This window comes from Streptomyces sp. NBC_00637 (assembly GCF_045161545.1).
In the GTDB taxonomy this organism is placed as follows: Bacteria; Actinomycetota; Actinomycetes; order Streptomycetales; family Streptomycetaceae; genus Streptomyces.
This window is the reverse complement of record NZ_CP109046.1, coordinates 1-21,712: the sequence shown is the minus strand read 5'-3', so window position 1 is coordinate 21,712 and position 21,712 is coordinate 1. Positions and strand designations below refer to the sequence as shown.

At 73.0% G+C, this 21,712-nt stretch carries 18 protein-coding genes and 1 pseudogene; 14 read left to right on the top strand and 5 right to left on the bottom strand.

What is annotated here, in order from left to right:
* Positions 1-77: 77 nt before the first annotated feature.
* Together OG440_RS00095 and OG440_RS00090 are read right to left on the bottom strand one after the other, a co-directional pair.
* Complete coding sequence (locus OG440_RS00095; protein ID WP_406004740.1) at positions 78-3,263, bottom strand: AfsR/SARP family transcriptional regulator; 3,186 nt, start codon at positions 3,261-3,263, stop codon at positions 78-80.
* A 290-nt stretch (positions 3,264-3,553) separates the two neighbouring features.
* Entirely contained in the window at positions 3,554-4,234 is a 681-nt protein-coding gene (locus tag OG440_RS00090) for a class I SAM-dependent methyltransferase (protein ID WP_406004739.1), read from the bottom strand.
* Positions 4,235-4,482: 248 nt separating this feature from the next.
* Here OG440_RS00090 and OG440_RS00085 point away from each other — a divergent pair, with 248 nt between their 5' ends.
* From OG440_RS00085 to OG440_RS00065, 5 genes are read left to right on the top strand one after another with little or no spacing between them, the layout of a single operon-like run.
* The gene (locus tag OG440_RS00085; RefSeq protein WP_406004738.1) at positions 4,483-5,031 is read left to right on the top strand and encodes an RNA polymerase sigma factor; all 549 of its coding nucleotides are present in this window, start codon (positions 4,483-4,485) and stop codon (positions 5,029-5,031) included.
* Positions 5,028-5,828, top strand: coding sequence for a zf-HC2 domain-containing protein (locus OG440_RS00080; RefSeq protein ID WP_406004737.1), 801 nt, complete (start codon positions 5,028-5,030; stop codon positions 5,826-5,828). Before OG440_RS00085 ends, OG440_RS00080 begins: the two co-directional genes overlap by 4 nt.
* 24 nt (positions 5,829-5,852) lie before the next feature.
* Positions 5,853-6,647, top strand: a complete 795-nt coding sequence (locus tag OG440_RS00075) for an ATP-binding cassette domain-containing protein (protein WP_406004736.1) — start codon at positions 5,853-5,855, stop codon at positions 6,645-6,647.
* Positions 6,644-7,954, top strand: coding sequence for a hypothetical protein (locus tag OG440_RS00070; RefSeq protein ID WP_406004735.1), 1,311 nt, complete (start codon positions 6,644-6,646; stop codon positions 7,952-7,954). Before OG440_RS00075 ends, OG440_RS00070 begins: the two co-directional genes overlap by 4 nt.
* The gene (locus OG440_RS00065; protein WP_406004734.1) at positions 7,951-8,547 is read left to right on the top strand and encodes a hypothetical protein; all 597 of its coding nucleotides are present in this window, start codon (positions 7,951-7,953) and stop codon (positions 8,545-8,547) included. The genes OG440_RS00070 and OG440_RS00065 overlap by 4 nt, the downstream gene beginning before the upstream one ends.
* Positions 8,548-8,615: 68 nt before the next feature.
* Here the strand turns inward: OG440_RS00065 and OG440_RS00060 are convergent, their stop codons facing one another.
* Positions 8,616-9,035, bottom strand: a complete 420-nt coding sequence (locus OG440_RS00060; RefSeq protein ID WP_406004733.1) for an FKBP-type peptidyl-prolyl cis-trans isomerase — start codon at positions 9,033-9,035, stop codon at positions 8,616-8,618.
* Positions 9,036-9,330: 295 nt separating this feature from the next.
* Between OG440_RS00060 and OG440_RS00055 the strand changes: the two genes are divergently transcribed.
* From OG440_RS00055 to OG440_RS00045, 3 genes are all read left to right on the top strand, one after another.
* On the top strand, positions 9,331-9,726 hold the full coding sequence (locus OG440_RS00055; RefSeq protein ID WP_406004732.1) for a PPOX class F420-dependent oxidoreductase: 396 nt from the start codon (positions 9,331-9,333) through the stop codon (positions 9,724-9,726).
* A gap of 48 nt (positions 9,727-9,774) precedes the next feature.
* The gene (locus tag OG440_RS00050) at positions 9,775-10,272 is read left to right on the top strand and encodes a GNAT family N-acetyltransferase (RefSeq protein WP_406004731.1); all 498 of its coding nucleotides are present in this window, start codon (positions 9,775-9,777) and stop codon (positions 10,270-10,272) included.
* Positions 10,273-11,003: 731 nt separating this feature from the next.
* Positions 11,004-12,218 carry an MFS transporter gene (locus OG440_RS00045; protein WP_406004730.1) on the top strand — a complete coding sequence of 405 codons (1,215 nt, stop codon included), beginning with the start codon at positions 11,004-11,006 and terminating at the stop codon, positions 12,216-12,218.
* 86 nt (positions 12,219-12,304) lie between these two features.
* Here OG440_RS00045 and OG440_RS00040 read toward each other — a convergent pair whose 3' ends face one another.
* Positions 12,305-12,670 (bottom strand): STAS domain-containing protein, encoded by a 366-nt coding sequence (locus OG440_RS00040; RefSeq protein WP_406004729.1) that lies wholly within the window; start codon positions 12,668-12,670, stop codon positions 12,305-12,307.
* Positions 12,671-12,840: 170 nt separating this feature from the next.
* Between OG440_RS00040 and OG440_RS00035 the strand changes: the two genes are divergently transcribed.
* The 3 genes from OG440_RS00035 (at position 12,841) to OG440_RS00025 (ending at position 15,185) form a co-directional block, all read left to right on the top strand.
* Entirely contained in the window at positions 12,841-13,326 is a 486-nt protein-coding gene (locus tag OG440_RS00035) for an ATP-binding protein (protein ID WP_406004728.1), read from the top strand.
* Positions 13,327-13,963: 637 nt separating this feature from the next.
* Positions 13,964-14,296, top strand: coding sequence for a MerR family transcriptional regulator (locus tag OG440_RS00030; protein WP_406004727.1), 333 nt, complete (start codon positions 13,964-13,966; stop codon positions 14,294-14,296).
* A gap of 64 nt (positions 14,297-14,360) precedes the next feature.
* On the top strand, positions 14,361-15,185 hold the full coding sequence (locus OG440_RS00025; protein ID WP_406004726.1) for a hemolysin III family protein: 825 nt from the start codon (positions 14,361-14,363) through the stop codon (positions 15,183-15,185).
* A 113-nt stretch (positions 15,186-15,298) separates the two neighbouring features.
* Here OG440_RS00025 and OG440_RS00020 read toward each other — a convergent pair whose 3' ends face one another.
* Complete coding sequence (locus OG440_RS00020) at positions 15,299-15,529, bottom strand: hypothetical protein (protein WP_406004725.1); 231 nt, start codon at positions 15,527-15,529, stop codon at positions 15,299-15,301.
* A gap of 165 nt (positions 15,530-15,694) precedes the next feature.
* Here OG440_RS00020 and OG440_RS00015 point away from each other — a divergent pair.
* The 3 genes and pseudogenes from OG440_RS00015 (at position 15,695) to OG440_RS00005 (ending at position 21,178) form a co-directional block, all read left to right on the top strand.
* Positions 15,695-17,630, top strand: a pseudogene (locus OG440_RS00015) (SMI1/KNR4 family protein).
* Positions 17,631-18,181: 551 nt separating this feature from the next.
* A complete protein-coding gene (locus OG440_RS00010; RefSeq protein WP_406004724.1) occupies positions 18,182-19,789 on the top strand; it encodes a S8 family peptidase in 1,608 nt (535 codons plus the stop codon).
* 18 nt (positions 19,790-19,807) lie between these two features.
* Entirely contained in the window at positions 19,808-21,178 is a 1,371-nt protein-coding gene (locus tag OG440_RS00005; RefSeq protein WP_406004723.1) for a hypothetical protein, read from the top strand.
* The last annotated feature ends 534 nt before the right edge of the window (positions 21,179-21,712 follow it).

Here is a 21,712-nt window from a genome sequence, read left to right as displayed (position 1 = left end):
TCCAGGGCTACCTCGCACGCTCGCGCAGCCCGCCGTGCTCGCGCCCCCGCCACGCACGCGCACCCCGCCTCGGGCTATCACCCGTCCCCGTCCCCGTCCCCGTCTCCCTCCCCTTCCTGCGCCTCCCGGCAGCCCAACTCCGCGAAGACGGCGGCCGCTTCCTCCCGGGCCGCCCGCGCCCGGGCCCGGTCCCCGTCCGCCGCCCACACCTGGGCCAGGTCCCGGACCGTACGTGCCCGCCACAGCGGCAGCCGCAGCGCCTCCCAGCCCGCCAGCGCCGCCTCCAGCGGCTCGCGGGCCCCACCCGGCTCACCGGCCGCCAGATGCCACTCGCCCCAGGTGCGCAGGACCAGCGCTTCCCCGAACCGGTCCTGGCGCTCGCGGGCCACCTCCAGGCACCGGCGCAGCCGGCCGGCCGCCTCCTCCAGCCGGCCCTCCCGCAGCTCCACCTTGGCCAGCGACTGCTCGGTGTACATCACGCCGAACGTGTCGCCGAGACCGGCGAAGATCCGCAGCGCGTCGTGCAGCAGCCGCCCGGCCTGCGCCCGCGCGCCCTCCGCCCGGTGGCACAGGGCCAGCGACCGCAGCGTGAGCGCCTCGCCGTGCCGGTCGGCCTCCGCCCGGTACAGCTCGAGCGCCCGCCCCAGAGCCTCCGCTGCCTGCTCACCGCGCCCCTGCTCCCGGTGCACGTACCCGATGCCGTACAGCACGCGGGCCCGGGCGCCGCGGTCGGCGCGGGGCCCGAACCGCTCCAGCGCCGCGTCGAGCAGCCGGAGCGCCTCGGCGTAGCGGGCCTGCTCGCGCCGGGCCGTGCCCATCCCCGCCAGCGCCGTCGCCGCCCCCGCCGCGGGGCCCCCGCGCTCCTCGAACAGCCGCAGGGCGTCACCGAACCGGGCGTAGGACTCCTCGAACTCGTCCTGTTCGTAGCGCAGTTGGCCCAGACCGGCGAGCAGCCACGCCTCACCCTCACCGTCCCGGCCGCGCCGCACCGCCGCCATGGCCGCGGCATGCGAACGCGACCAGGCGTCGAACTGGTTGTACAGCGCGGCCGAACCGGCCATCAGCGCCCCGGCGAGATCCCGGGCGGGCCGTTCCATGCCGTGTCCGGCGCAGTACTCCACCGCCGCCAGCAGGCACCCCTGTTCGGCGGCGAACCAGGCCGCCGGGCGCTCCAGCAGCGCCTCCTCGGTCGGGACGCCGAGGGGGCGTACGCAGGCCGGCTCCGGGAAGTACCTGGCCGCACCGCCCGGACCCCGGGCGGCGGCCTTCTGGGCGAGCCCCAGCCAGCAGGCCACCAACCGCAGCACAGCCGCCTCGCGTTGCTCGATGCTCTCCTCCGACAGGCAGCGCTCACGGGCGTGTTCGCGGGCCAGGTCGTGGATGCGGTAGCGGTTGCGGCCGGTGTCGTCCACGCCGATCACGTCGACGAAGTGGCAGTCCGCCAGGCGTTCGACCGCCTCCTCGGCCTCCTCGCCGTCGATGTCCAGCAAGGGGGCGGCGATCCAGCCCGCGAAGTCGGGCAGGTCGAGCAGCGCCAGCCGGCGCAGCGCCCGGCGCTCCTGCGGATCGAGGTCGGCGTAGCCGAGCTCCAGACTGGTGCGCAACTCCAGGTCCCCGGCGCGCAGTTCGTTGAGCCGGCGGCGTTCGTCGCGCAGCCGGCGCGCGAGCTGCCCCGGCGCCCAGTGCGGGCGGGCCGCCAGCCGCGCCCCGGCGATCCGCACGGCCAGCGGCAGCCGTCCGCACAGCGCGACGATCTCGGCCGCCCGCTCCGGTTCCGCGCCCGTACGGTCCCCGCCCGCCACGCGCCGCAGCAGCTCCAGCGCCTCCTCCCCGCCCGGCACGGCCAGATCCAGATGGACGGCCCCCTCCAGTGCCACCAGCCGGCGGCGGCTGGTCACCAGCACCGCCGAGCCGGGACCGGGCGGCAGCAGCGGCCGTACGTGCGCCTCCCCGGCCGCGTTGTCGAGGATCAGCAGGACGCGCCGGTGCCCGATGTGCGTGCGGTACAGCCCCGTCAGCTCCTCGACGGAGCCGGGCAGCGTCTCGGGATCGGCCCCCATCGCGCGCAGCAGCCGGGCCAGCGCGTCGGCCGGCTGGAGCGGCGCGGTGTCGGCGGCCCGCAGATCCACGAACAGGCGGCCGTCGGGGAAGAGCGCGGCGCTGCGGTGACCGACATGCACGGCCAGCGCCGTCTTGCCGGTCCCCGAACGCCCGGAGATCACCCCGATCGGCGGCGCGGTACGGCCGGCCTCGCCGGCCCCGTGCAGCAGCGCGGTGGCCCAGCCGATCTGTTCCGCGCGGCCCACGAAGTCGGCGATGTCGGGCGGCACATGGGACGGCGCGGGGCCCGCCCGCACCCCCGCCCGCGGTCCGGCCTGCGCCCCTGTCCGCGCCGTCGTTCCCGTCCGGGTCCCCGGTCCGGTCCCGAAGGCCGGTGCGGCACCGCCGGCGGCCTCCCGCACCCCGCCGGCGGCGTCCGGTGCCGGGGGCGGCGGCGGGGGGTCCACGCCCAGCAGCGCGGTGTCGCCGGTCAGCACCGCCCGGTGCAGCGCCCGCAGTTCGGGGCCGGCGTCGATGCCCAGTTCGTCGCGCAGGGCCGTGCGCCCCTGCTGATACGTGCGCAGGGCGTCGGAGACCCTGCCCGTGCGGAACAGGGCGGTCATCAGCAGCCCGCACGGCCGTTCCCTGAGCGGATGGGCGGCCACGTGCGCGAGCAGCGGCGCGATCGTACGGTCCGCGCGACCGAGCTCCAGCTCGAGACCGAAGCGCTCCTCCTGGGTGATCAGCCGCAGCTCCGCCAGCCGCGCCGCCTCGATCCGGGCGAACGACTGGCCGAGCCCTTCGAGGGCCTGCTGGCCCCGCCACAGGCCCAGCGCCGTGGCCAGCAGGTCGGTGGCCTCCTGCGGGCGCCCGCGCCCGGCCGAGGCCCGGCCCGCCGCGAGCAGCTGCTCGAAGCGGCGGGCGTCGACCTGGCAGGGGTCGAGTTCGGCGAGGTAGCCGGGCGGCCGGGTCCGGATCGCCCCGGCCCCGCCGACGCGGGCCAGCGCCCGGCGTACGGCGGAGACATGGGTGGCGACCAGGGCGCCGGCGGTCGCGGGAACCTGTTCGTCCCAGACGAAGTCCACGAGACGCTCGGTGGAGAGCACCTGGCCGAGATGGACGACCAGCGCGGACAGCACGGCCAGGGGCCTGACCCCACCGAGCGGCGCCCGCCGGTCCCCTTCCCACACCTCGACCGGACCGAGCAGACGCACCTCGAGCATGAGTCCCCGATCGCTGTACCGTTCCCGCACCCCGGAGCGCGACAACGATATCGGCGGGCGCCGCCCGCGCGACGCCGCCGAGCGGCCCGCCTGGCCGGATCCCACCGGTGCCCCGGCCCGGACACACCCGCCCCCGCACGCCCGCCCCGGCCCCGCCTGCCGCCCGCACGGCCACGCCCTCCCGCGCACCTGGCCGGATCCCGGCGGCGGGACGGGGGACGGGCCCGCCCGAGAACCGCGCACGCGCGACACCCCCACGCGCGACACCCGCACGCGGTACCGGCCCTCGGTCAGCGCAGCCGGCGCACGCGCAGCACCAGGTCGTCGGTGTGGTGCGCGCCGGCGCCACCGTCCGGTGCCACGCGGGGCCGTTGCTCGTCCACCTCCACCTCCCAGCCGTCGTCGAGACGGTCGGCGACCATCGAGGGCCAGACGTAGTCGGCCGGGTCGAAGCCGCTGTCGTGCGCCTGCCGGGTGTCCATCCCCGCGTGGTGCACGAGCAGCAGCACACCGCCGGGCGCCACGGCCGCGAGCAGCGCTCGCTCGGCCGCGGCGTCGGGGGTGCGCAGCAGGGCCGGGTACTGCGCGGACACCAGGTCGAAGGAGGCCGGCGGGAGCGCCGCCTCGGTGAGTTCGGCGTGTACCCAGCGAACGGCGAGGCCGGCGTCGCGGGCGTGGGCGGCCGCGCGCTCCAGCGCCACGCCCGAGACCTCGAGCGCGGTCACGTCCCAGCCGCCGCCCGCGAGCCAGAGGGCGTCCGCGCCCTCGCCGCAGCCGACGTCGAGCACCCGGCCGGGCGTGAGCCCGGCGACCTCGGCCACGAGCGCGCCGTTGGGCCGGCCGCTCCACAACTGCTGCCGTTCGGCGTACCGGTTGTCCCACTGCGCCCGCACCGCGGGGTCGCCGGCGTATCCGCCGGCGGGCGAGGGGATGGCGGACGCGGGCGGTTGCGCTGCGATGTTGTCGGTCACCGGCCCACCGTCGCCCACCGCGTCCCGGCCTGCCACTTTTGTTGCCGGTCCGGCAAACGGCACCGTGCCGCCGCTCCCGCCCCTCCCACCCCGCCCGGCCGACCGGCGCACGAAGCGCCAGGATCCACCGTCCGGCGTGATCGGCGTGGCCCGACCTGATCAATCGCCGGATGCGGGCCGGCCGGTGGTGAAGCCCGCCGCCGGACCGCTCGAGAACCTGAATCGAGACTCGCGTCGTCTTCCTGAGCGTGAAAGGCAAGACAGACCTCGACGAGGCAGAACTCGTGCGCCGTGTCGCCGGCGGCGACCGGGCGGCGTTCGACGAGCTGTACCGGCGTACCTCGCCGTGGTTGGCGGTGCGCCTGCGCCGCCGCTGCGCTGACGACGACGTCGTCGCCGACGTGCTCCAGGACACCGACCTGGCCGTCTGGCGGGCAGCCGGCAGCTACGCCGGCTCCGCGACCGACGGCAGCGCGGTCGGCTGGCTCTGGACGATCGCCGCGAACCGTCTCGTCGACGCGTTCCGCCGGCGCGACCGCCAGGAGCGGGTGCCGGCCGCCGCCCCGCCGGAGACGACCGCGCCGGCCGCCGAGGACGAGGTGATGGCCCACCGCGTCGACCAGAACCTCGAACAGGCGCTGCTGGGCCTGCCACCGGAGTTGCGGCAGGTGCTGCAGGCGATGGTCCTCGACGACCTGTCGGTCCGTCAGACGGCGGTGCTGCTCAGCCTGCCGGAGGGCACGGTGAAGACCCGCGCACGGCGGGCCCGGATCGCGCTGCGGGAGGCACTGTCATGACGCACCCCACCACCACGCTCCTGGCCCGCTACGCGGACGGCGGACACGGGCTCGACGACGCCGCGCTCTGGTCGATCGAAGTCCACCTCGACACGTGCGCCGGCTGCCGCGGGCAACTCGCCGCACACGCCACCCCCGCCACGACGGACCTCCTCGACCGCGTCGCCGCCTCGCTCGACCGGGCGATCGGCACGAGCCCGCCACCGGCCCGGCACCGCACCCGGGCCGCGGCCGTGCACCGGCGCTGGCTCGCCTGGACGCTGCTGCCCTGGCTCGCGGTGACCGTCACGGTGCTGGGCTGCGGCGTGCTCCTCGACGTCGCCGAACCCAGCCTGCCCTCACTCGTGCTGCTGCTGGCCCCGGTGGCTCCGCTGCCCGGTGTGGCGGTGGCCTGGAGCCGGCGGATCGACCCGGCATGGGAACAGATCGCCACCACCCCCGCGGCCGGCCTGGCCATGGTGCTGCGGCGCACGCTCGCCGTACTCGCCGTCGTGCTTCCGGCGTTGCTGGTGGCGGGCGCGAGCACCGGAACCTCACTGGCCCTCACCCTGCTGCCGTGCCTGGTGTTCACCGCCGCCACCCTCGCGCTCGGCGCCCGCATCGGCGTACGGCGCGCGGCGATCGCCCTCGCCGTGGCCTGGTCCGCGGCCGTCCTGCTGCCGAGCGTGGCCACCCGGTCGCTGTCCCCGGTACTGCAGCCGGGCAGCACCGCAGTGTGGGCGGTCGCCGCCGTGGCCCTCGCCGCGCTCACCCCGCTCACCGCCCCCTCCTTGCGCCGCCTGACCAGCGGCAACTGACCCCCTATCCACAGGAGAGACCCCATGCGAGCGGTGCGTGCTGCCGAAACGGCCCCCACCCTTCATCCCTGGCTCGTCCACGCGGAGGAACTGCGTGTCCGGGCCGGCCGGCACCTGGCCGTCGACGGCCTCGACCTGGCCCTGAAAGCCGGCGTCCACGGCTTGCTCGGCCCCAACGGCGCCGGCAAGACCACGCTGATACGCGCACTTTCCACCGCCGTCACACCCGCCGGCGGCTCGCTGACACTGCTCGGCACCCAGGCCGACGGCCGCACCGACCTGCGCACGGTGCGCCGCAAACTGGGCTACCTGCCGCAGCAGTTCGGCTTCTATCCGCGGTTCACCGTCCGCGAGTTCGTCGCCTACATGGCCTGGCTCAGGGAAATGCCCGAAACCGCGGTACCCGACGCCGTCCAACGCGCGATCGACCGGGTGGGCCTGACCACCCAGGCCGACACCAGGATGAAGACGCTCTCCGGAGGCATGCTGCGCCGGGCCGGCATCGCGCAGGCCATCGTGAACGACCCCGAACTGCTGCTGCTCGACGAGCCCACCGTCGGCCTCGACCCCGAACAGCGCCTCGACTTCCGCGACCTGCTGCGTGACCTCGGCGCCGGCACCTGTGTGCTGGTCTGCACCCATCTCGTCGAGGACGTCGTGGCCGCCTGCACCGATGTCCTCGTCATCAACGAAGGCCGGCTCCTCTTCCAGGGCACCCCCGACGATCTCATCGCCCGCGGCGGACAGGGCGACGCGGGCGACAGCCCGGCCGAGCGCGGCTACTCCGCACTCCTGCGCCGGCACCGGAGCAACGCGTGAACCGCATCCTCGCCATCGAACTGCGGCGGTCGGCCGCTCTCGGCGCCGCGCTCGTGATCGCCGCCGCCGGCACCCTCGTGCTCCACGCCACCGCCGGACGATGGTCCGGCGGCTGGATGGCACTGGTCATGACCCAGCGCGAATACCTCGCGGTCCTCTCGCCCCTCGCGATGGCCGCCGGCGCCTGGCAGTCCTACCGCGAACACCGGGCGAACGTCGCCGAACTCTTCGCCGGCACGCCCCGCCCGCGACCGCAGCGCATCGTGCCGATCCTGGTCACGACCGGCCTGACCGTTCTCGCCGCCTACCTGCTCACACTCCTCGCGGCGGCGCCACGGATCGCCGACACGGCACGCTACCTGCCGCCGGCGGCGGGTGCCGTCGTGGCCGTCGGACTCATCGCGATGATCGCCTCGGTCTGGCTCGGCCTGGCCGTCGGACGCCTGATACCGGCACTCGCCACCGCCCCCGCACTGGCCGTGACCGGCTTCGTACTGCTCGTCCTGGCGCCGCACACCCTGCCGGACGGCGGAGTCACGGCGGCGTTCTCCCCGGCCATGGGGATGAGCATGTTCAGCGACTACGACACCGTCGACGGCGAAGTCAGCCTCGCCCAGGCGCTCTGGACGGCCGCCGTCGCGGCGGCCGGCGTCGTACTCCTGGCCGTCCGACACCGCAGGTCCGCGTTCGCCGCGCTGGTGCCGCTGGCCCTCGGGGCGACGGCCACCCTCCTGGTCGTGCCGACCGGCGACGCCTACGCCCGAGGGACGCTCGACCCGGCCGCCCAGGAACTGGTGTGCACCCACGACGCCCCACGGGTCTGCGTCAGCCGGGCGCACGAAGGGCTGCTGCCCGAGGTGACCCCCAAAGCCCGCCACGCACTGGAACTGCTGTCGAACACCTCGCTCGTCACGGCACACGAGGACACCACCACGTTCTCCCCTCCCACCGCACCGAGGCCGCGGGCCGACACCGCGCTGATGAGGATCACGGTCGACCGGCACGGCCGCCTCGCCCACCCGGGCCGCCTCGAACCGGCGATGCTCACCGCCGTGTTCACCGGCCCTCCCGGCTGCGCGGACACCTGGAACTTCCAGGTCGCCACCGCCGCCGCCTACTGGCTGCTCGACCGCGAGCCGGCCACCGGCCCCGAGGGCCTCGAATCCGACGACCCCGAGGCCGCCAAGCTCTGGAGGCAACTGAAGACATTGCCACCGGCCGAGGCCGGCGCCCGGGTGCGCGCCGTCTACCAGGCCGCCCGCACCTGCCAGGACACCACCGACCTCCTGACCAGGAGCGCCCGATGAGAGCACTGACGCTCTACGCCCGCTCGCGCCGGGTGCCGGCGGCGCTCGGCGCGGCGGCCGCGGCCACCGCCCTCGCGCGGCTGACGGCGCCGGCCCTCGGCGACAGCGGCGAGACGGGCGCCACCGTCCCCGTCCTGACGGTGCTCCTCCTCGTGACCGTCGTCTCCGCCACGCTCGGCGGCCCGGACGACACCCTGGACCGCACGGCGGCGAGGCCGTGGGGATGGCTGCGGATGTCCCACCTGGCCACGGCCCTGGCCTGCGTGCTGGTGCTCCTGCTGGCCACGTCGGCGACCGGCACGCGGTTGGGGCCGTTCGGCTGCGTCGTCCGCGACGCGGCCGGCCTCCTGGGCCTGACCGCCGCGGGAACGGCCGCGGCCGGCACGGCCCGTTCGTGGTTCCTGCCTCTGGGATGGACGCTCGGCGCGGTGACACTCCCCGCCACGGGCATGGCCGGGGAGGCGCTGACCTGGCAGGCCCAGACACCCGACAGCCGCCCCGCGGCCGTGGTCGCCGCCGTGCTCGCCGCCGCCGGGACCGCCGCCTACGTCAGCCGGGGCCCACGCCCGCGAACGTCGTCGGAGAACATCTGAGCCGCCTGCGCCGGCAGGGCAGGACACCACGATGGTCGCCCCGGGGGCACCTACCCCGACGTCCCCGCCTACGCGGGGGGTGCTTCGCCGGGGCTCGTCCTGGCGGGCCCGCCCACGACTGTCAGCAGGTCCACGACGAAGATCAGCGTCGAGCCCGCCGGGATCAGCGCGGAGGGCGACTGTCTGCCGTAGGCGAGACGCGGGGGAACGATGATCTCGCGCCGGCCGCCGACCCTCATCCCCCTCACTCCCCGGTCCCAGCCCTTGATGACCTTGCCCCCGCCCACGGCGAACTTGTACGGCCGGCCCTGTTCCCAGGACGAGTCGAACTCTCGTCCGGACGCGAAGGTGACGCCCACGTAGTGAACCTGGACGACCCTGCCCGGCCGTGCCTCGGGTCCGTCCCCGACCACGAGGTCCCGGATCGCCAGCTCGGTGGGCGCGGCACCCTCCGGAACCTCGATCCTGGGCTTGGCCAGTTCGCTCATCACGCTCCCCTTGCTCGCCGCCCGCAATCCCCTGCACGGGCCGGCCGGACACATGGACCTTCCACGCGGCAGGCGATCACGCTACCGGCAACGCCCACATCCGCTCGGCCACACACTGGAGCGGATCACGGCGTCGGCCACCTTCTGCCGTACGCACACACGCCACGCCGCCCCGCCGCGCTGCCGGAGGGACCGGGCAGCCCGCTCCCTTCCCGAGGCCGGACCCGGGCTCAGCCCCCGGACCTAGGTCGGTGACCCGATGCGCACCCGGCCCGGGACCTGCTTGGCTGCTTTCATGACCGAATTCAGCGCGGCCGAACGCGCGTACCTGGTGTCGCAGCGGCTGGGGCGCCTCGCGACGGTCGACCCGTCGGGGCAGCCGCAGGCCAATCCCGTGGGGTTCTTCCTCCAGGACGACGGCACGATCCTCATCGGCGGATTCGCGATGGGGCGGACGAAGAAGTGGCGCAATCTCCGCGAGAACCCGAAGGCCGCGCTCGTCGTGGACGACGTCGTGAGCCTTCGGCCCTGGACGGTGCGCGGCGTGGACATCCGAGGCGAGGCCGAACTCCTCACCGGACCGCACGAGTTGGGCCCGCACTTCAGCGAGGAGGTGATCCGCGTCCACCCGAGGCGGATCCACAGCTGGGGACTCCGGGAGCAGCCGGCCTCGGGCGCCGCCGGCTCGTGACCACGGGCTCCCTCCGGTCTGCGGCACAGACCGTGTGATGCTGGCGCGGTGACCGATCGACACGAGGTTGTCATCGTCCGCCGGCCGGGTCAGGGCCCCGCGACGGACCGGCTGGCCGCGTTGCTGACCGCCTACCACCTGCGGACGGAGGCCGAGAAGGGCGTCGCCGTCACCGATGCGGACGGGCTGGCGGACCGCTACCGGGCAGAGATCTCGGACCCGGGGACCGCGTTCGCCGGCGATGCCGTGCTGATGGCCCTGAGCGGTGACACAGCCGTGGGCTGCCTCGTGCTGACCGCTCCCGCCGACGGACGCTCGGAGATCAAAAGACTCTGGACCGACCCGGCCTTCCGGAACCGGGGCATCGCCTCCGGCCTCATCCGCGCCGCGCTCGCGCACGCCGCGGAAACCGGCGTCGCCACGGTACGGCTGTCGGTGTGGAAATGGCGGACAGACGCCATCGCCCTGTACGAGCGGCTCGGCTTCACCGCCGCCGACTCATGGGAGACACGGGACCAACTGCTCTGCATGGAACGCACCGTATGAAGCCACAGCCACAGCCACTCGCCGGCGGCTGCGCGGCTGCGTCGGCACGGCGACGGACGCGGCGCACACCGCCGGCTTCGACAGCTGCGGCGCACACCGTCGGCCGTGAGGCCGGCACGGCGGGTCCGCAGCCTCTCCAGCCACGGCCCGGTGACGCCTGGAGCCGGTGCGGTCCGGTCCGGTCCCGCCGAGCGCGGCACGTCTGACGCATCCGTACGGCCGCCTGGCAGGGAAGACGACGGTAGGGCTCCCGTCCCGTTCCCCCCGAGCCGGGACGGGAGCCCGCCCACCCGGGAGCCCGGCCGGTGGGCGGGGCGGGAATGCCGCCGTGGCCGGCCGTGTTGTCCGGGGCGTGGTCGTGAAGGGGACAGTGTCCCCGGGCCTCACCTATAGCCTGCGGGGACGATCGTCCGGCTGAAGCCCCGCAGAGCCTTTCGCCGCGTAGGCGACCGCCCCTTCACGACTGCTTCTTCACGACCGCTTCTTCACCGGCCCCTGCCCCGCCGGCGGCCGGCCCACGGCTCCCGGCGTGTGACGCAGGCCATGATTCCTGTCGGCCGATCTTGGAATGCGTGAGCCTGCGCCGCCGCTGCACTGCTTGTGGGCCTTCCCTGTCCCGGGGGGCGCACCGGGCGACGGTGGCCGGCGCGACTGGCCACAGGAGCGGCACGGACCCTGGTCCCGCCTGCTCCGTCGTTCGGACCGCCGCCCGTGAAAGGTACTTCCGCTCCATGCCACTGGCCCTGCTGGCCCTTGCCCTCGTCGCGTTCGGTATCGGTACGACCGAGTTCGCCACGATGGGGCTGCTGCCCCAGATCGCCGACGGGGTCGGCGTGTCCGTGCCGCACGCCGGCAACATCGTCTCGGCCTACGCGCTCGGCGTCGTCGTCGGCGCCCCTGTACTGACCGGCATCGGCGCGCGCATCAGCCACAAACGGCTCCTGCTCCTGCTGTCCGCCCTGTTCGTGACCGGCAATGTCGCCTCCGCCCTGGCTCCCGGTTTCGGACTGCTGTTCGCCGCGCGGTTCCTGGCGGGCCTGCCCCACGGAGCGCTGTTCGGGGTGGGCGCGGTCGTGGCCTCCCGGCTGGTGGCCCCCGAGCGGGCCGGGCGGGCCGTGTCGAGGATGTTCCTCGGTCTGACCATCGCCAACATCGTCGGGGTTCCGGCCGGTACGGCTCTGGGACAGCAGCTGGGCTGGCGGTACGCCTACTGCGCCGTCGCCGTCATCGGTCTCGTCGCGCTGGCGGCGCTGGCGGCCTTCGTCCCCGAGCAGCCCCGCGGCAGCCGGGCCGGCATCCGGCACGAGCTGCGGGCGATGGGCAACAGGCAGGTCGCCCTGGGCCTGGCCACGGCCGTCGTGGGGTTCGGCGGTTTCTTCGCCGTCTACAGCTACCTGGTGCCGATCCTGACCCATCTGACGGGCTTCTCCGACTCCTCCACCACCTGGGTCCTGGCCCTCTACGGCGCGGGGATGACGCTGGGCACGCTGATCGCGGGCCCGCTGACGGACCGTGCCCTGCGCCCGACGCTGTACGGGGGACTGGCCCTGCTGGGCGCGTCGCTCGTGACGTTCTACTTCACGGTCCACAGCCCCGTCGCCGCCCTGGTGACCCTCGCCGTCATGGGCGCGATGGGCGCCCTGGTCACCACGCCCGTGCAGATGCTGCTCATGGCCAAGGCGAAGAACGCCCCGACGATGGCGGCGGCCTCCAACCACTCCGCCTTCAACCTGGCCAACGCCGGCGGTGCCTGGCTCGGCGGTCTGGCCATCTCGGCCGGCTGGGGCTGGGCCTCGCCCGCCCTGGTCGGCGCGGCTCTCGCCGCCGCAGGCCTCGGCCTGGCCCTCCTCGCAGGCCTCACGGACCGCGGAGACGCGGGCGGCGGACCGCTCACCGCACCGCAGGCCGAAACCCCGGCGCAAGCCCGCCGGGTCCCGACGGCCTGACCCCGCTCACTCCGGAAAGCCCGGGCGCAGAGCCGCAGAGCCGCAGGGCCGAACGGCGCCGCACCCGGGCCCGGGTGGGGGCGGGGCTAGGCGTTCAGGGCCTGCTCGATGGTGGGGTGGCAGGTGATGATCTCGTCGATCCCGACCAGGTGCAGCAGATGCACGACGGACTCCTGCGCACCGGCGATGCGCAGCCACCCCTGGGCGTCGCTCACCCGCCGGTGGGCGTTGACGAAGACGTTGATGCCGCTGGAGTCCATGAAGGTCACGTTGCTGAGGTCCGCCACGATCCGGGGCGGCGTGGTGTCGTCCTCGGGCATCAGCGCCTGGCCGAGGACTGCCTTGACGTCGTGGTCGATCTCGCCGCGTACGGTCACGATGAGGACGCCGTCGACCACTTCGGGCCGGACGGAGAACCGGCCGGGCCGGTCTTCCTTGTGGATGTTGCTCATGTCTCCTCGGCTACGCCTAGGCTTGCCCGCACAGGGCGTGTCCGGACGATGGTGTTCCACCGCTGTGCCGTCAGGGGCCAGGACGGCTGCGGCGGACGGTGTCCCCGGTGGCATGCATGACGCCGTCGAGGGTAGTGGCGCGCGTGAACGGGCGGAGTGAGGGCGAACACGTGGGATCTCATGCCGACGGTGACGGCTGTACGGCGGCGGCGGACGACCACCTGCTGCGCGCCGGCTACGCCCTGGGCGGAGACGACGCCTGCATCGCCACCGCCCGCCACCACGCCGTGGCCTTCCTCGACCGGGCCCACACCGAGCATCACCTGCCGGTGACGGCCCGGGCGCGGGACCTCACCCAGCTGGTGGTCAGCGAGCTGGTCACCAACGCCCGCAAGTACGCTCCCGGCCCCGTCCTGCTGGAACTGCGCATCAACGCTCACGCCGTGGACGTCGTCGTGCGCGACAGCGCTCCCGCCGTGCCCGCCGTCCGGGCCGCGGATCCCGGCAGGATCGGCCAGCACGGCCTGGAGATCGTCAAGGCCGTCGCCGAGGAACTGCTCATCGAGCGGGAACCGGGCGGCAAGCGCATCACGGCCCGCATCACCCTGTCCGACGACGGCCCCGCAGGACACGTCACCGCCCGCCGTCCCCGGTAGCAGCAGGGGCAGGGCCGCGGCATCCGCGCCGCGCGTGCGCCAACCGGTGTCCATCGCCCCCTCCCAGTTCTTCCTCGGTCCCGGCCCGCAGGGCTTCGTCCGACGCCGCCCTCCAGCACATCGCCCGAGACCATACCTCACTACCCTGTATCCGAAAATCTATGGTGACGAGAGTAGACATTGGTTGTTGGCTTGGTTATGGTTTCTCTCGTAGCCCACAGAGGACGAAAGGCCCGGCAGACACGAACTGCCGGGCGGCACCACCGCGGTAGCCCTACCCGTAAGGGAAGTCCGCAAGACCCGGCGGCGACGTCGGGTGAGCAGTACGCGGTACCAGCAGTACGCAGTCCCCGTCAGGCAAGCAGTCGATCACCGAGGGAAGAACGGAGGAACCGAAACGCCATCAGGATCGCCCGGGCGAAAGCCTTCAACCCGGGTACCGCAGGACATCGACAGCACAGCGAGGTGGTCTCCGGTCACGCAACCGCGATCCCGGCATCCCCGGCAGCAGTCCACTCGGAGATGCGGAAACACAAGGCCGGCGCAGTAACAGGGCCGGCAGATGGTGGAACAGTTCCTTCGGGCCCTGGCGCCGCACGGCGCCAGGGCCCCTCTACGCGTTCACAGAGAGGTGCAAGTGACAGCAGACGACTCCTACGGCCGTCTCGACGACGACGACTACCCCGCCTACACCATGGGCCGGGCCGCCGAGATACTCGGCACCACACAGGGCTTCCTCCGAGCCATCGGCGAAGCCCGCCTCATCACCCCGCTGCGCTCCGCCGGCGGCCACCGCCGCTACTCCCGCTACCAACTACGCATCGCCGCCCGCGCCCGCGAACTCGTCGACCACGGCACCCCCATCGAGGCCGCCTGCCGCATCATCATCCTCGAAGACCAGCTCGAAGAAGCCCAGCGCCTCAACGCCGAACACCGCCGCGCCGCCGACCGCCCCACGGCAGGCATCTGACCCACGGTCCGTCCCCCGGCGACGCGCCGGGCCGCCACTCCAGCCGACCTCAGAATAAGAGCGCATGATCGCCGAAGACACCCAGCCGCCGGTCCACGGACGCGACCCCCAGCCCGAAACCCGGCCGGGCCCCAGCCCCGACCACGGCACCCCGCCCGACACCCCCCACCCCCCGGCGGCCGACCCAACCGCCGCAACCGGCCGGCCGGCCGCCGCACAGACGGCCACCGGCCCGGAAGGCGGGATGGAACGCGCGGCGGCCGCGCTGAAACCACGGATGCGCGGCTGGCTGCACGCCGGCGTGTTCCCCCTCGCCCTGGCCGGCGGCATCGTCCTGATCGCCGTCTCACGCTCGGCCGCGGCAGTGGCGGCCTGCTCGGTGTACGCACTGTCGGCCTGCCTGCTGTTCGGCACCAGCGCGGTCTACCACCGCGGCACATGGGGCCCACGCGGGGAAGCCGTCCTGCGCCGCCTCGACCACGCGAACATCTTCCTGATCATCGCCGGCACCTACACCCCCCTGGCGGTGCTGCTGCTCCCCGCCAACCGGCAACCGGTCCTGCTGGCCATGGTGTGGGCAGGCGCGCTGGCCGGCATCGCCTTCCGCATCCTGTGGATCGGAGCCCCGAGGTGGCTGTACACCCCCTGCTACCTCGCCCTGGGCTGGGTGGCCGTCTTCTACCTGCCCGACTTCGCGCACGCCGGCGGCACCGCGGTCCTCGTACTCGTCATCGCCGGCGGCCTGCTCTACACCGCGGGCGCCGTCGTCTACGGCCTCAAACGCCCCGACCCCTCACCGGCCTGGTTCGGCTTCCACGAGGTCTTCCACGCCCTGACCATCGCCGCCTTCACCGCCCACTACACAGCCATCCTCCTGGCAGCCACCTGACCACATCGACGGCCCGCCACAGTGGCAGCACCCACCTCGGCCCCGACCACCGCACGGGGCCCCGGTGGGGCCGCCCGGCTCCGCCGCCACGGACACGTCTCCCATCCGGCGACTCAGCGACGCCGCTCCTCGGGCCACGGCCGGAACCTGCGACGCCCCCATTCCTGCGCCTGCTCCCTCATGCGGCGGCGCAACCACACCATCCACAGCACCAGCGGCGTAGCCACCACAGCAGCCGCCAGCGGCCAGCCCCAGCCGATCCCACCGCCCGCGAACCGGATCATCAAAGCCAACAGCCCGTACAACACCAGTACAAGGCCCGCATTCCTCATCCACTTCGGCATACCGCCCCGGGTACCCCCGATGCCGTCGGACACGAGGCACACATGCGCACGCCGGTCACCCGGCGGGCCGAGCACGCAGGCACGAACGATGGTGGCGGCAGCGGGAGTTCACCGGTGAGCCCGGGGGAGAGCGCCGTTGTCGGTGCCGGGTGACAGCATCCGGCCATGAGTGGCGAATCTTTCGACTGGCACGAGTTCCTGGGACGTTGGCAGGCGGAGTGGCTCCCGCGCACGGACGCGGACGAGGAAGCGCACGCGGACCCGCACGCGGACGTGGACGACGGCGGGCAGGTGGCCGTCCGCCCCGGCCCGGGCCCGGCAAGGCCCGGAGCGAAGGAGCCGGCGATCGCCGCCGCCGAGGAACGGCTGGGCCGCCGACTGCCGCCCTCCTACCGGCAGTTCCTGGCCCTGAGCGACGGATGGCACGTCGACCAGACGGCCGGGGTCTACCGACTCGGCGGCGCCGCGGACATCGACTGGTTCAAGGACCCGTACGACATGAGCGCGCTCTACGAGCAGAATCTGGGCGACCACCCGCGCGAGGAGGACGTCGTACTGGCCGGCATGTGGCAGCGGGCGCTACGGCTGGAGACGGACTCCGACATGTCGCACGCCCTGCTCGACCCGGGCGACAGCGACACGGACGGCGAGTGGGCGCTCTACGTCTACAAAGGCTGGAGCGGCGAATTCCCCGACCGCTACCCCTCGTTCCGCGCGTACATGGAGGCCATGTACCGCGGCTTCCACCGCGACCGGGCGGACCGGGACGACTTCGTCAACGCGACCACGCGCGCTCAGGACGCCCATGTGGACGATGCCCGCCTGCTGGCCCTGCGCGGACGGCACGAAGAGGCCCTGCCCCTGCTCGAGGAGGCGCTGTCCTTCGGACGGCCACGCAGCGCCGTCCTGCTGAACCAGCTCCGCCAGCTGCCGGCCCCGCGCGACTACGGCCTCCTGGTGGCCGACCCGCGCTACCTGCCCGAAATCCTGCCCCTGCAGGCCATGTCGCCGGCACGCGGTGAAGGGCGGCTGGGCGACGACGACCACTGGCTGGCGATGATGAGCGCCCGCGGCGTCGCCCGTGAAAGCGCCGAAGCCGTCCTGGACGCGATGCGCGACGGCACCCACCGCTACGCCCCTCCCGGCGCGGTGGGGCCGGGCAGTCGCCGACGCACGTGAGGCGGCCCGATGGGGGGCGACCGACGCCGCCTGGCGGACACTGCGGGACGCGCTCGCGCTCTGGGAGGCACCCGGACCCCTGCTCATCGCCCCGGTCGGCCTGCTCGCCGACCCCGTCCTGGGCCCGCTGATCACCGCGGAACGCGGACGGGAAATCCTCGCGACGCCGCGAGCCGGGGAAAGAGGACCCACCCCCGAGCCGGTGCCCGACCTCGACCCGCCGGGCCTCGCCTGGCTGAGTGAGCCTGCACCAGACCGGCGCCCGCTCGACGGATACCGCTGTGTCTGGGTCGAGGGCATCGACCCCGCCCGCCTGCCCGCCCTGATCGGAGAGGAAGGCGCCGAACTGAGCGCGCCCACTGATCCGCGCGAGACATTCCGGCGCGCGCCCGGACCCCGCGAAGGCGCCCAACTATGGGAGGACCGGGCAGTGGTGGCCGCCGGCCGCACCGCCGAAGGATGGGCCTTCGCCTTCGGCGGCCACTCCCGTCACCTGAACGAGCTGTTCCTTTCCCCGGCCGCGGCCGCCTCCTCGTCCGGCAGCCCGGGCCGCGCGGTGGTGGTGTGGCGCGACCCGAACCACTCGTCGCCGGGCGGCCGCCCGGCCGCGTTCCACCTGTCGGTGGCCGAACAGGGCGAGGAGCTCTACGCGTTCACCGTGCGCGGTCCGCAGATCGAGCGCTCCGGCACGATCCCCGAGGCCCTGGACCCCGCACGGCTGTCGCGCCCGGACGACACCGAAGCGGACCGCGAACGACGTGTCCTGCAGGCCCTGCACACCGAACTCGGGCTTTCGCTGCCCCGCTTCGCGCTGACCCGGGGCAGGCTCCGCACTTTCACCACCGGGTCCTGGACCCGGGCACCGCGCGCGGGCGAGACGTTCGCCTACGCCTACCTCGGCGTCGGGCGGCCCCGGCCCTGAACCCGCCCGCCCCTACGGCGCAAGGCGGCCCCGCCGGCGACCTGCCGGCGCAGTGCCTTCGGAAGGCAGGCGGGCAGTCGGGTGGCCGGCCGGCTGGAGGACGCGTGACGACGTCGGCGCGGGCCTGCAGAGCGCGGGGGCCCGCAATCTCGCGGACCTCGCGGGTGAGGACGGCGCGGGCGCGGCGGGAGAAGCCGTCCTCGTTGCCGCGGGCGGAGTTGAAGGCGATGACGGTGACAAAGAAAGTCACACCGTCAACATTGCTTCAGCCGATTTGCGACGACCATCACCCCGGCCGATAATTCCCATATATATAACATCACCTCGGCGAGTAATAGCCAGGACGCCGACACTCCCTGCGCCGCATCCATCCGGCAGGGAAACCCCGGCTTCACCGGCCCCGGCCCAGCCCGTCCCCCTTCGGGAAGATCACCGCCCCGGGCTCCGTACCGCACTCGCCGCTTTTGCCGCCGCTGCCGCCAGAAAGCGCCAATTCGCTGTAACGTAACGGCATTTCGCCCGCTTCTGGCGTCAGAAGAAAGGGCACCGTCATGATGCACGAGCCCGCGGGCCCGTTCAGATCCCCCATCGTGGGCGACCTCAATCTGCCCTCGACCCCCGACGGCGACACGGCAACTGCCCCGGGCGACCCGCACCAGCGGGTCCCGATGCTGATCGAACTGAACGTGCTGTACCCCGGAGGCCTGCTCGCGGTCCGCGAAGCCTTCTACGGCCTGTGGGAAAGCTACGCGGAGACGGCCGGCGGCTGGTGGCCCGAGGAGATCACGTCGGCCAGCCCCGTCCAGCCACCCGTTCCCCACGGCCTCGCGCTCATCGCACCGAAGCTGTACCAGTGCGTCCTGTCCCGCGTAGTACTGCGTGACCTGGTGGAAAGAGACCGCAGCCTCGCCGAGCACGGCCACCGGCCCCCGGTCATCTTCCGGGTATGGCCCGACTACCCGCTCCACCCCCAGATCGACCGCTCCGCGCCCACGGTGAAAGCCAACGCCGCCTGGCACTCCTACGACGCACGCGGCCACGGCATCGTCTGGGCCGTCATCGACAGCGGAATCGACGCCGGCCACCCCCACTTCTCGCAACTGGAACTCGCCACCGCCGGCCGCGAGGAAAACCCGCAACAGGGACTGACCAGCCAACTGCACCGCGACTTCAGCTTCCTCGTGAACCCCGAAGACCCGAGGGAACCCGACCGACCGGACGACCCGAACCTGCCGCCGTCCCTGACGGACGAGAACGGACACGGCACCCACGTCGCCGGCATCATCTCCGGCTGCACCCCGGACGGCATGACACCACGGGTGGCGGAATCCGACGACCCCGGCAACGGCGGCTACGTCCAGCGGGCCCACGTCGGCACACTGTCCGGAATGGCGCCCGCCTGCGAACTGGTCAGCATCAAGGTCATGCGGCGCAGCCGCCAGGGCACCTGGGTCACCTCCTCCAGCGCCGTCATCCACGCGCTGACCTACCTGCGCAACGAGGTCAACGTCGACCCCGGCGTCCTGCGCGTACACGGCGTCAACATGAGCCTGGGCGCCGAATGGCAGCCCGATCAGTACGCCGCAGGCCAGTCCCCGCTGTGCCAGGCCGTCAACCAACTGGTCGCCACCGGCGTGGTGGTCGTCGTCTCCGCGGGCAATTACGGCGCCCGCACCGCCACCGCGGACCTGGCCAACACCTCCGCCGTCCTGGGCTCGATCACCGAACCGGCGCACGCCGAGGACTGCATCGCCGTCGGCTCCACCCACCGCGACGCGCCGCACACCTTCGGCGTCACCTGGACCTCCAGCAAAGGACCCACCCTCGACGGACGGATGAAACCGGACGTCGTGGCACCCGGCGAATGGATCGCCTCGGCCGCCAGCGGCAAGGTCCGAGCCACAGCCGGACTGAACCCCGCACCAGGAGACCCCCTCCCGCAAAGCCGGCTCACCTACGCCGAACAGTCCGGCACCTCCATGGCAGCGCCGCACGTCTCCGGCGTCATCGCGGCGTTCCTCTCCGCCCGCCCCGAGTTCATCGGCCGGCCCCGGCAGGTCAAACGCCTGCTCACCGACAGCGCCACCGACATCGGCCGGGAACGCTACGCGCAGGGAGCAGGCCTGGTCGACCTGATGCGCATGCTCGCGAACGTCTGACGAAAAGGGGCCAAGACCATGGCGCAGCCGACCACCGCCGCACCGGTGTGGAACCTCGCATTCGACGAAAAGGGCCGGCTCACGGCACCGGCCGAGGACGACTTCCTCGACCAGGTCATCGCCCAAGGCGTGGACGACCTCTTCTGCTTCAGCCACGGCTGGAGCACGTCACAGGAGGCGGCCGGCGAACTCTACGACGCCATGTTCCCCATGATCCAGCACGCCGCGACCGGCGCCGCGAACCTCGGAAAGGCGGGATTCGCCGGCCTCCTGTGGCCCTCCCTGTGGTTCCCACCGACACCGGCCACCCCACCGGCAACAGCCGGCGCCGCACAGGCAGGCAACGGCGCCACGGTAGACCTCGACGCCGGGACGGCAGCACTCACCGGGACACAGATCGCCACCTCCCTCCAACAAGGGTTCACCGACCCGGCGCAGCAGCAGACCGTACAAAAGATCGGCGAACTCATCGACCAGGCGGCGGCAGCCGCCATCGACTCGGACGAATCCGACGCGCAGAAGGAACAACGGCTACGGCAGATCCACCAGCACCTGACATCACTGGTACCGCCGCCACCACCCGATGACGAATTCGAGGACTCGGGCGAGACCGCGCTGCTCCTGACCGACGACCCGACGTCGGGATACCTGGCCGCCGCCGAAGCCTTCGGCACCGCACCGCCCGGTTCCGCTACCCAGGGCATCGGCGACTGGTTCGGCCACGCCGTCAACGGCGCGAAGGACGCCCTGCGCGTCCTCTCCTACACGATCATGAAAGCCCGCGCTGGCGACATCGGCCGCGCCGGACTGGGACCCCTGCTCCAGACCCTGCACACCCGCTCGCCCTCCCTGCGCGTCCACCTGATCGGCCACAGCTTCGGCGCCCGGCTGGTCTCCTTCGCCCTGTCCGGCATCAGCACCCCCCAGAACAGCCCGGTCGCCTCACTGCTGCTCCTGCAAGGGGCCTTCTCCCACTGGTCGTTCGCACACGAGCAGGACAACCCCTTCGGCAGCCCCGGCGCACTGCACACTTTCGCGGACCGGGTACACGGCCCGCTGGTCGCCACCTTCAGCACCTTCGACTGGGCGGTCGGCGTGTGGTACCCGAGAGCCTCCTTCCTGGCCCAGCAGGACACACAGGCCACCACCGCGGGACGCTGGGGCGGCATGGGCGCCGACGGATACCAGGCGGTGAACCCGTCACAGGACCGGACCATGCCGGCCAACGGCAGCACGGACTACGCCTTCACCCCAGGCACCTTCTACCGAGTCGACGCCGACGCCGTCATCAACGACGTAGAGGGCAAACCCTTCCCCGGCGCCCACTCCGACATCCGAAAGCCCCCGGTGGCCGCACTCGCCGCACAAGCCGCCGCAGCCCACGCCTGAGCCTTCCTGGCCCTACGCGCTTTGGTCCCTCACGCGGTTGCCCACGGGCGAAGGCTCTACACAGTTACGACTAGTGATGCATCCCCGTACCCAAACTCCACTCCCGAGAGTGGCACATGGCTCAACTCCACCCACGAACAGCCGGTTTCCCTGTATGCTGGCAGGTCAGTCGTGAACATGTTGGGACAGGTTAGACAGCGGGGGAGGGGTTCAGGGTGGAGCGCAGCGGAACCCGTCACTACAGCGAGGCCGCCCCCTCGTTACGCTGAGAGTCCGTCACATCCGTTGTGGGGTGATGGCTGAGAATCCCAAGCTCTACACAGACTCGCACACGATGCACCCGCCCCTTACTGCCAGCCTCGGGAACCTCGCTTGCGAGATTCCATCAATTCGCGCTTGCGCGAATTGATGCACACTCAGAATTCCGCTTGCGGAATTAGATTCCCCTGCTTGCGGGGGAATCTTGCGGAGCGTCAGCAGGGTAGCCCGAAGCGAAGCGGAGGGCGTCACTATGCAGCGCGCCAGCGCTGCATA

What these genes read in the sequence shown, in the direction of transcription:
- OG440_RS00095 (WP_406004740.1), bottom strand. Translation starts at nt 3,263, where the DNA reads ATGCTCGAGGTGCGTCTGCTCGGTCCGGTCGAGGTGTGGGAAGGGGAC.
- OG440_RS00080 (WP_406004737.1), top strand. Translation starts at nt 5,028, where the DNA reads ATGACGCACCCCACCACCACGCTCCTGGCCCGCTACGCGGACGGCGGA.
- OG440_RS00075 (WP_406004736.1), top strand. Translation starts at nt 5,853, where the DNA reads ATGCGAGCGGTGCGTGCTGCCGAAACGGCCCCCACCCTTCATCCCTGG.
- OG440_RS00065 (WP_406004734.1), top strand. Translation starts at nt 7,951, where the DNA reads ATGAGAGCACTGACGCTCTACGCCCGCTCGCGCCGGGTGCCGGCGGCG.
- OG440_RS00060 (WP_406004733.1), bottom strand. Translation starts at nt 9,035, where the DNA reads ATGAGCGAACTGGCCAAGCCCAGGATCGAGGTTCCGGAGGGTGCCGCG.
- OG440_RS00055 (WP_406004732.1), top strand. Translation starts at nt 9,331, where the DNA reads ATGACCGAATTCAGCGCGGCCGAACGCGCGTACCTGGTGTCGCAGCGG.
- OG440_RS00045 (WP_406004730.1), top strand. Translation starts at nt 11,004, where the DNA reads ATGCCACTGGCCCTGCTGGCCCTTGCCCTCGTCGCGTTCGGTATCGGT.
- OG440_RS00040 (WP_406004729.1), bottom strand. Translation starts at nt 12,670, where the DNA reads ATGAGCAACATCCACAAGGAAGACCGGCCCGGCCGGTTCTCCGTCCGG.
- OG440_RS00025 (WP_406004726.1), top strand. Translation starts at nt 14,361, where the DNA reads ATGATCGCCGAAGACACCCAGCCGCCGGTCCACGGACGCGACCCCCAG.
- OG440_RS00020 (WP_406004725.1), bottom strand. Translation starts at nt 15,529, where the DNA reads ATGCCGAAGTGGATGAGGAATGCGGGCCTTGTACTGGTGTTGTACGGG.
- OG440_RS00010 (WP_406004724.1), top strand. Translation starts at nt 18,182, where the DNA reads ATGATGCACGAGCCCGCGGGCCCGTTCAGATCCCCCATCGTGGGCGAC.
- OG440_RS00005 (WP_406004723.1), top strand. Translation starts at nt 19,808, where the DNA reads ATGGCGCAGCCGACCACCGCCGCACCGGTGTGGAACCTCGCATTCGAC.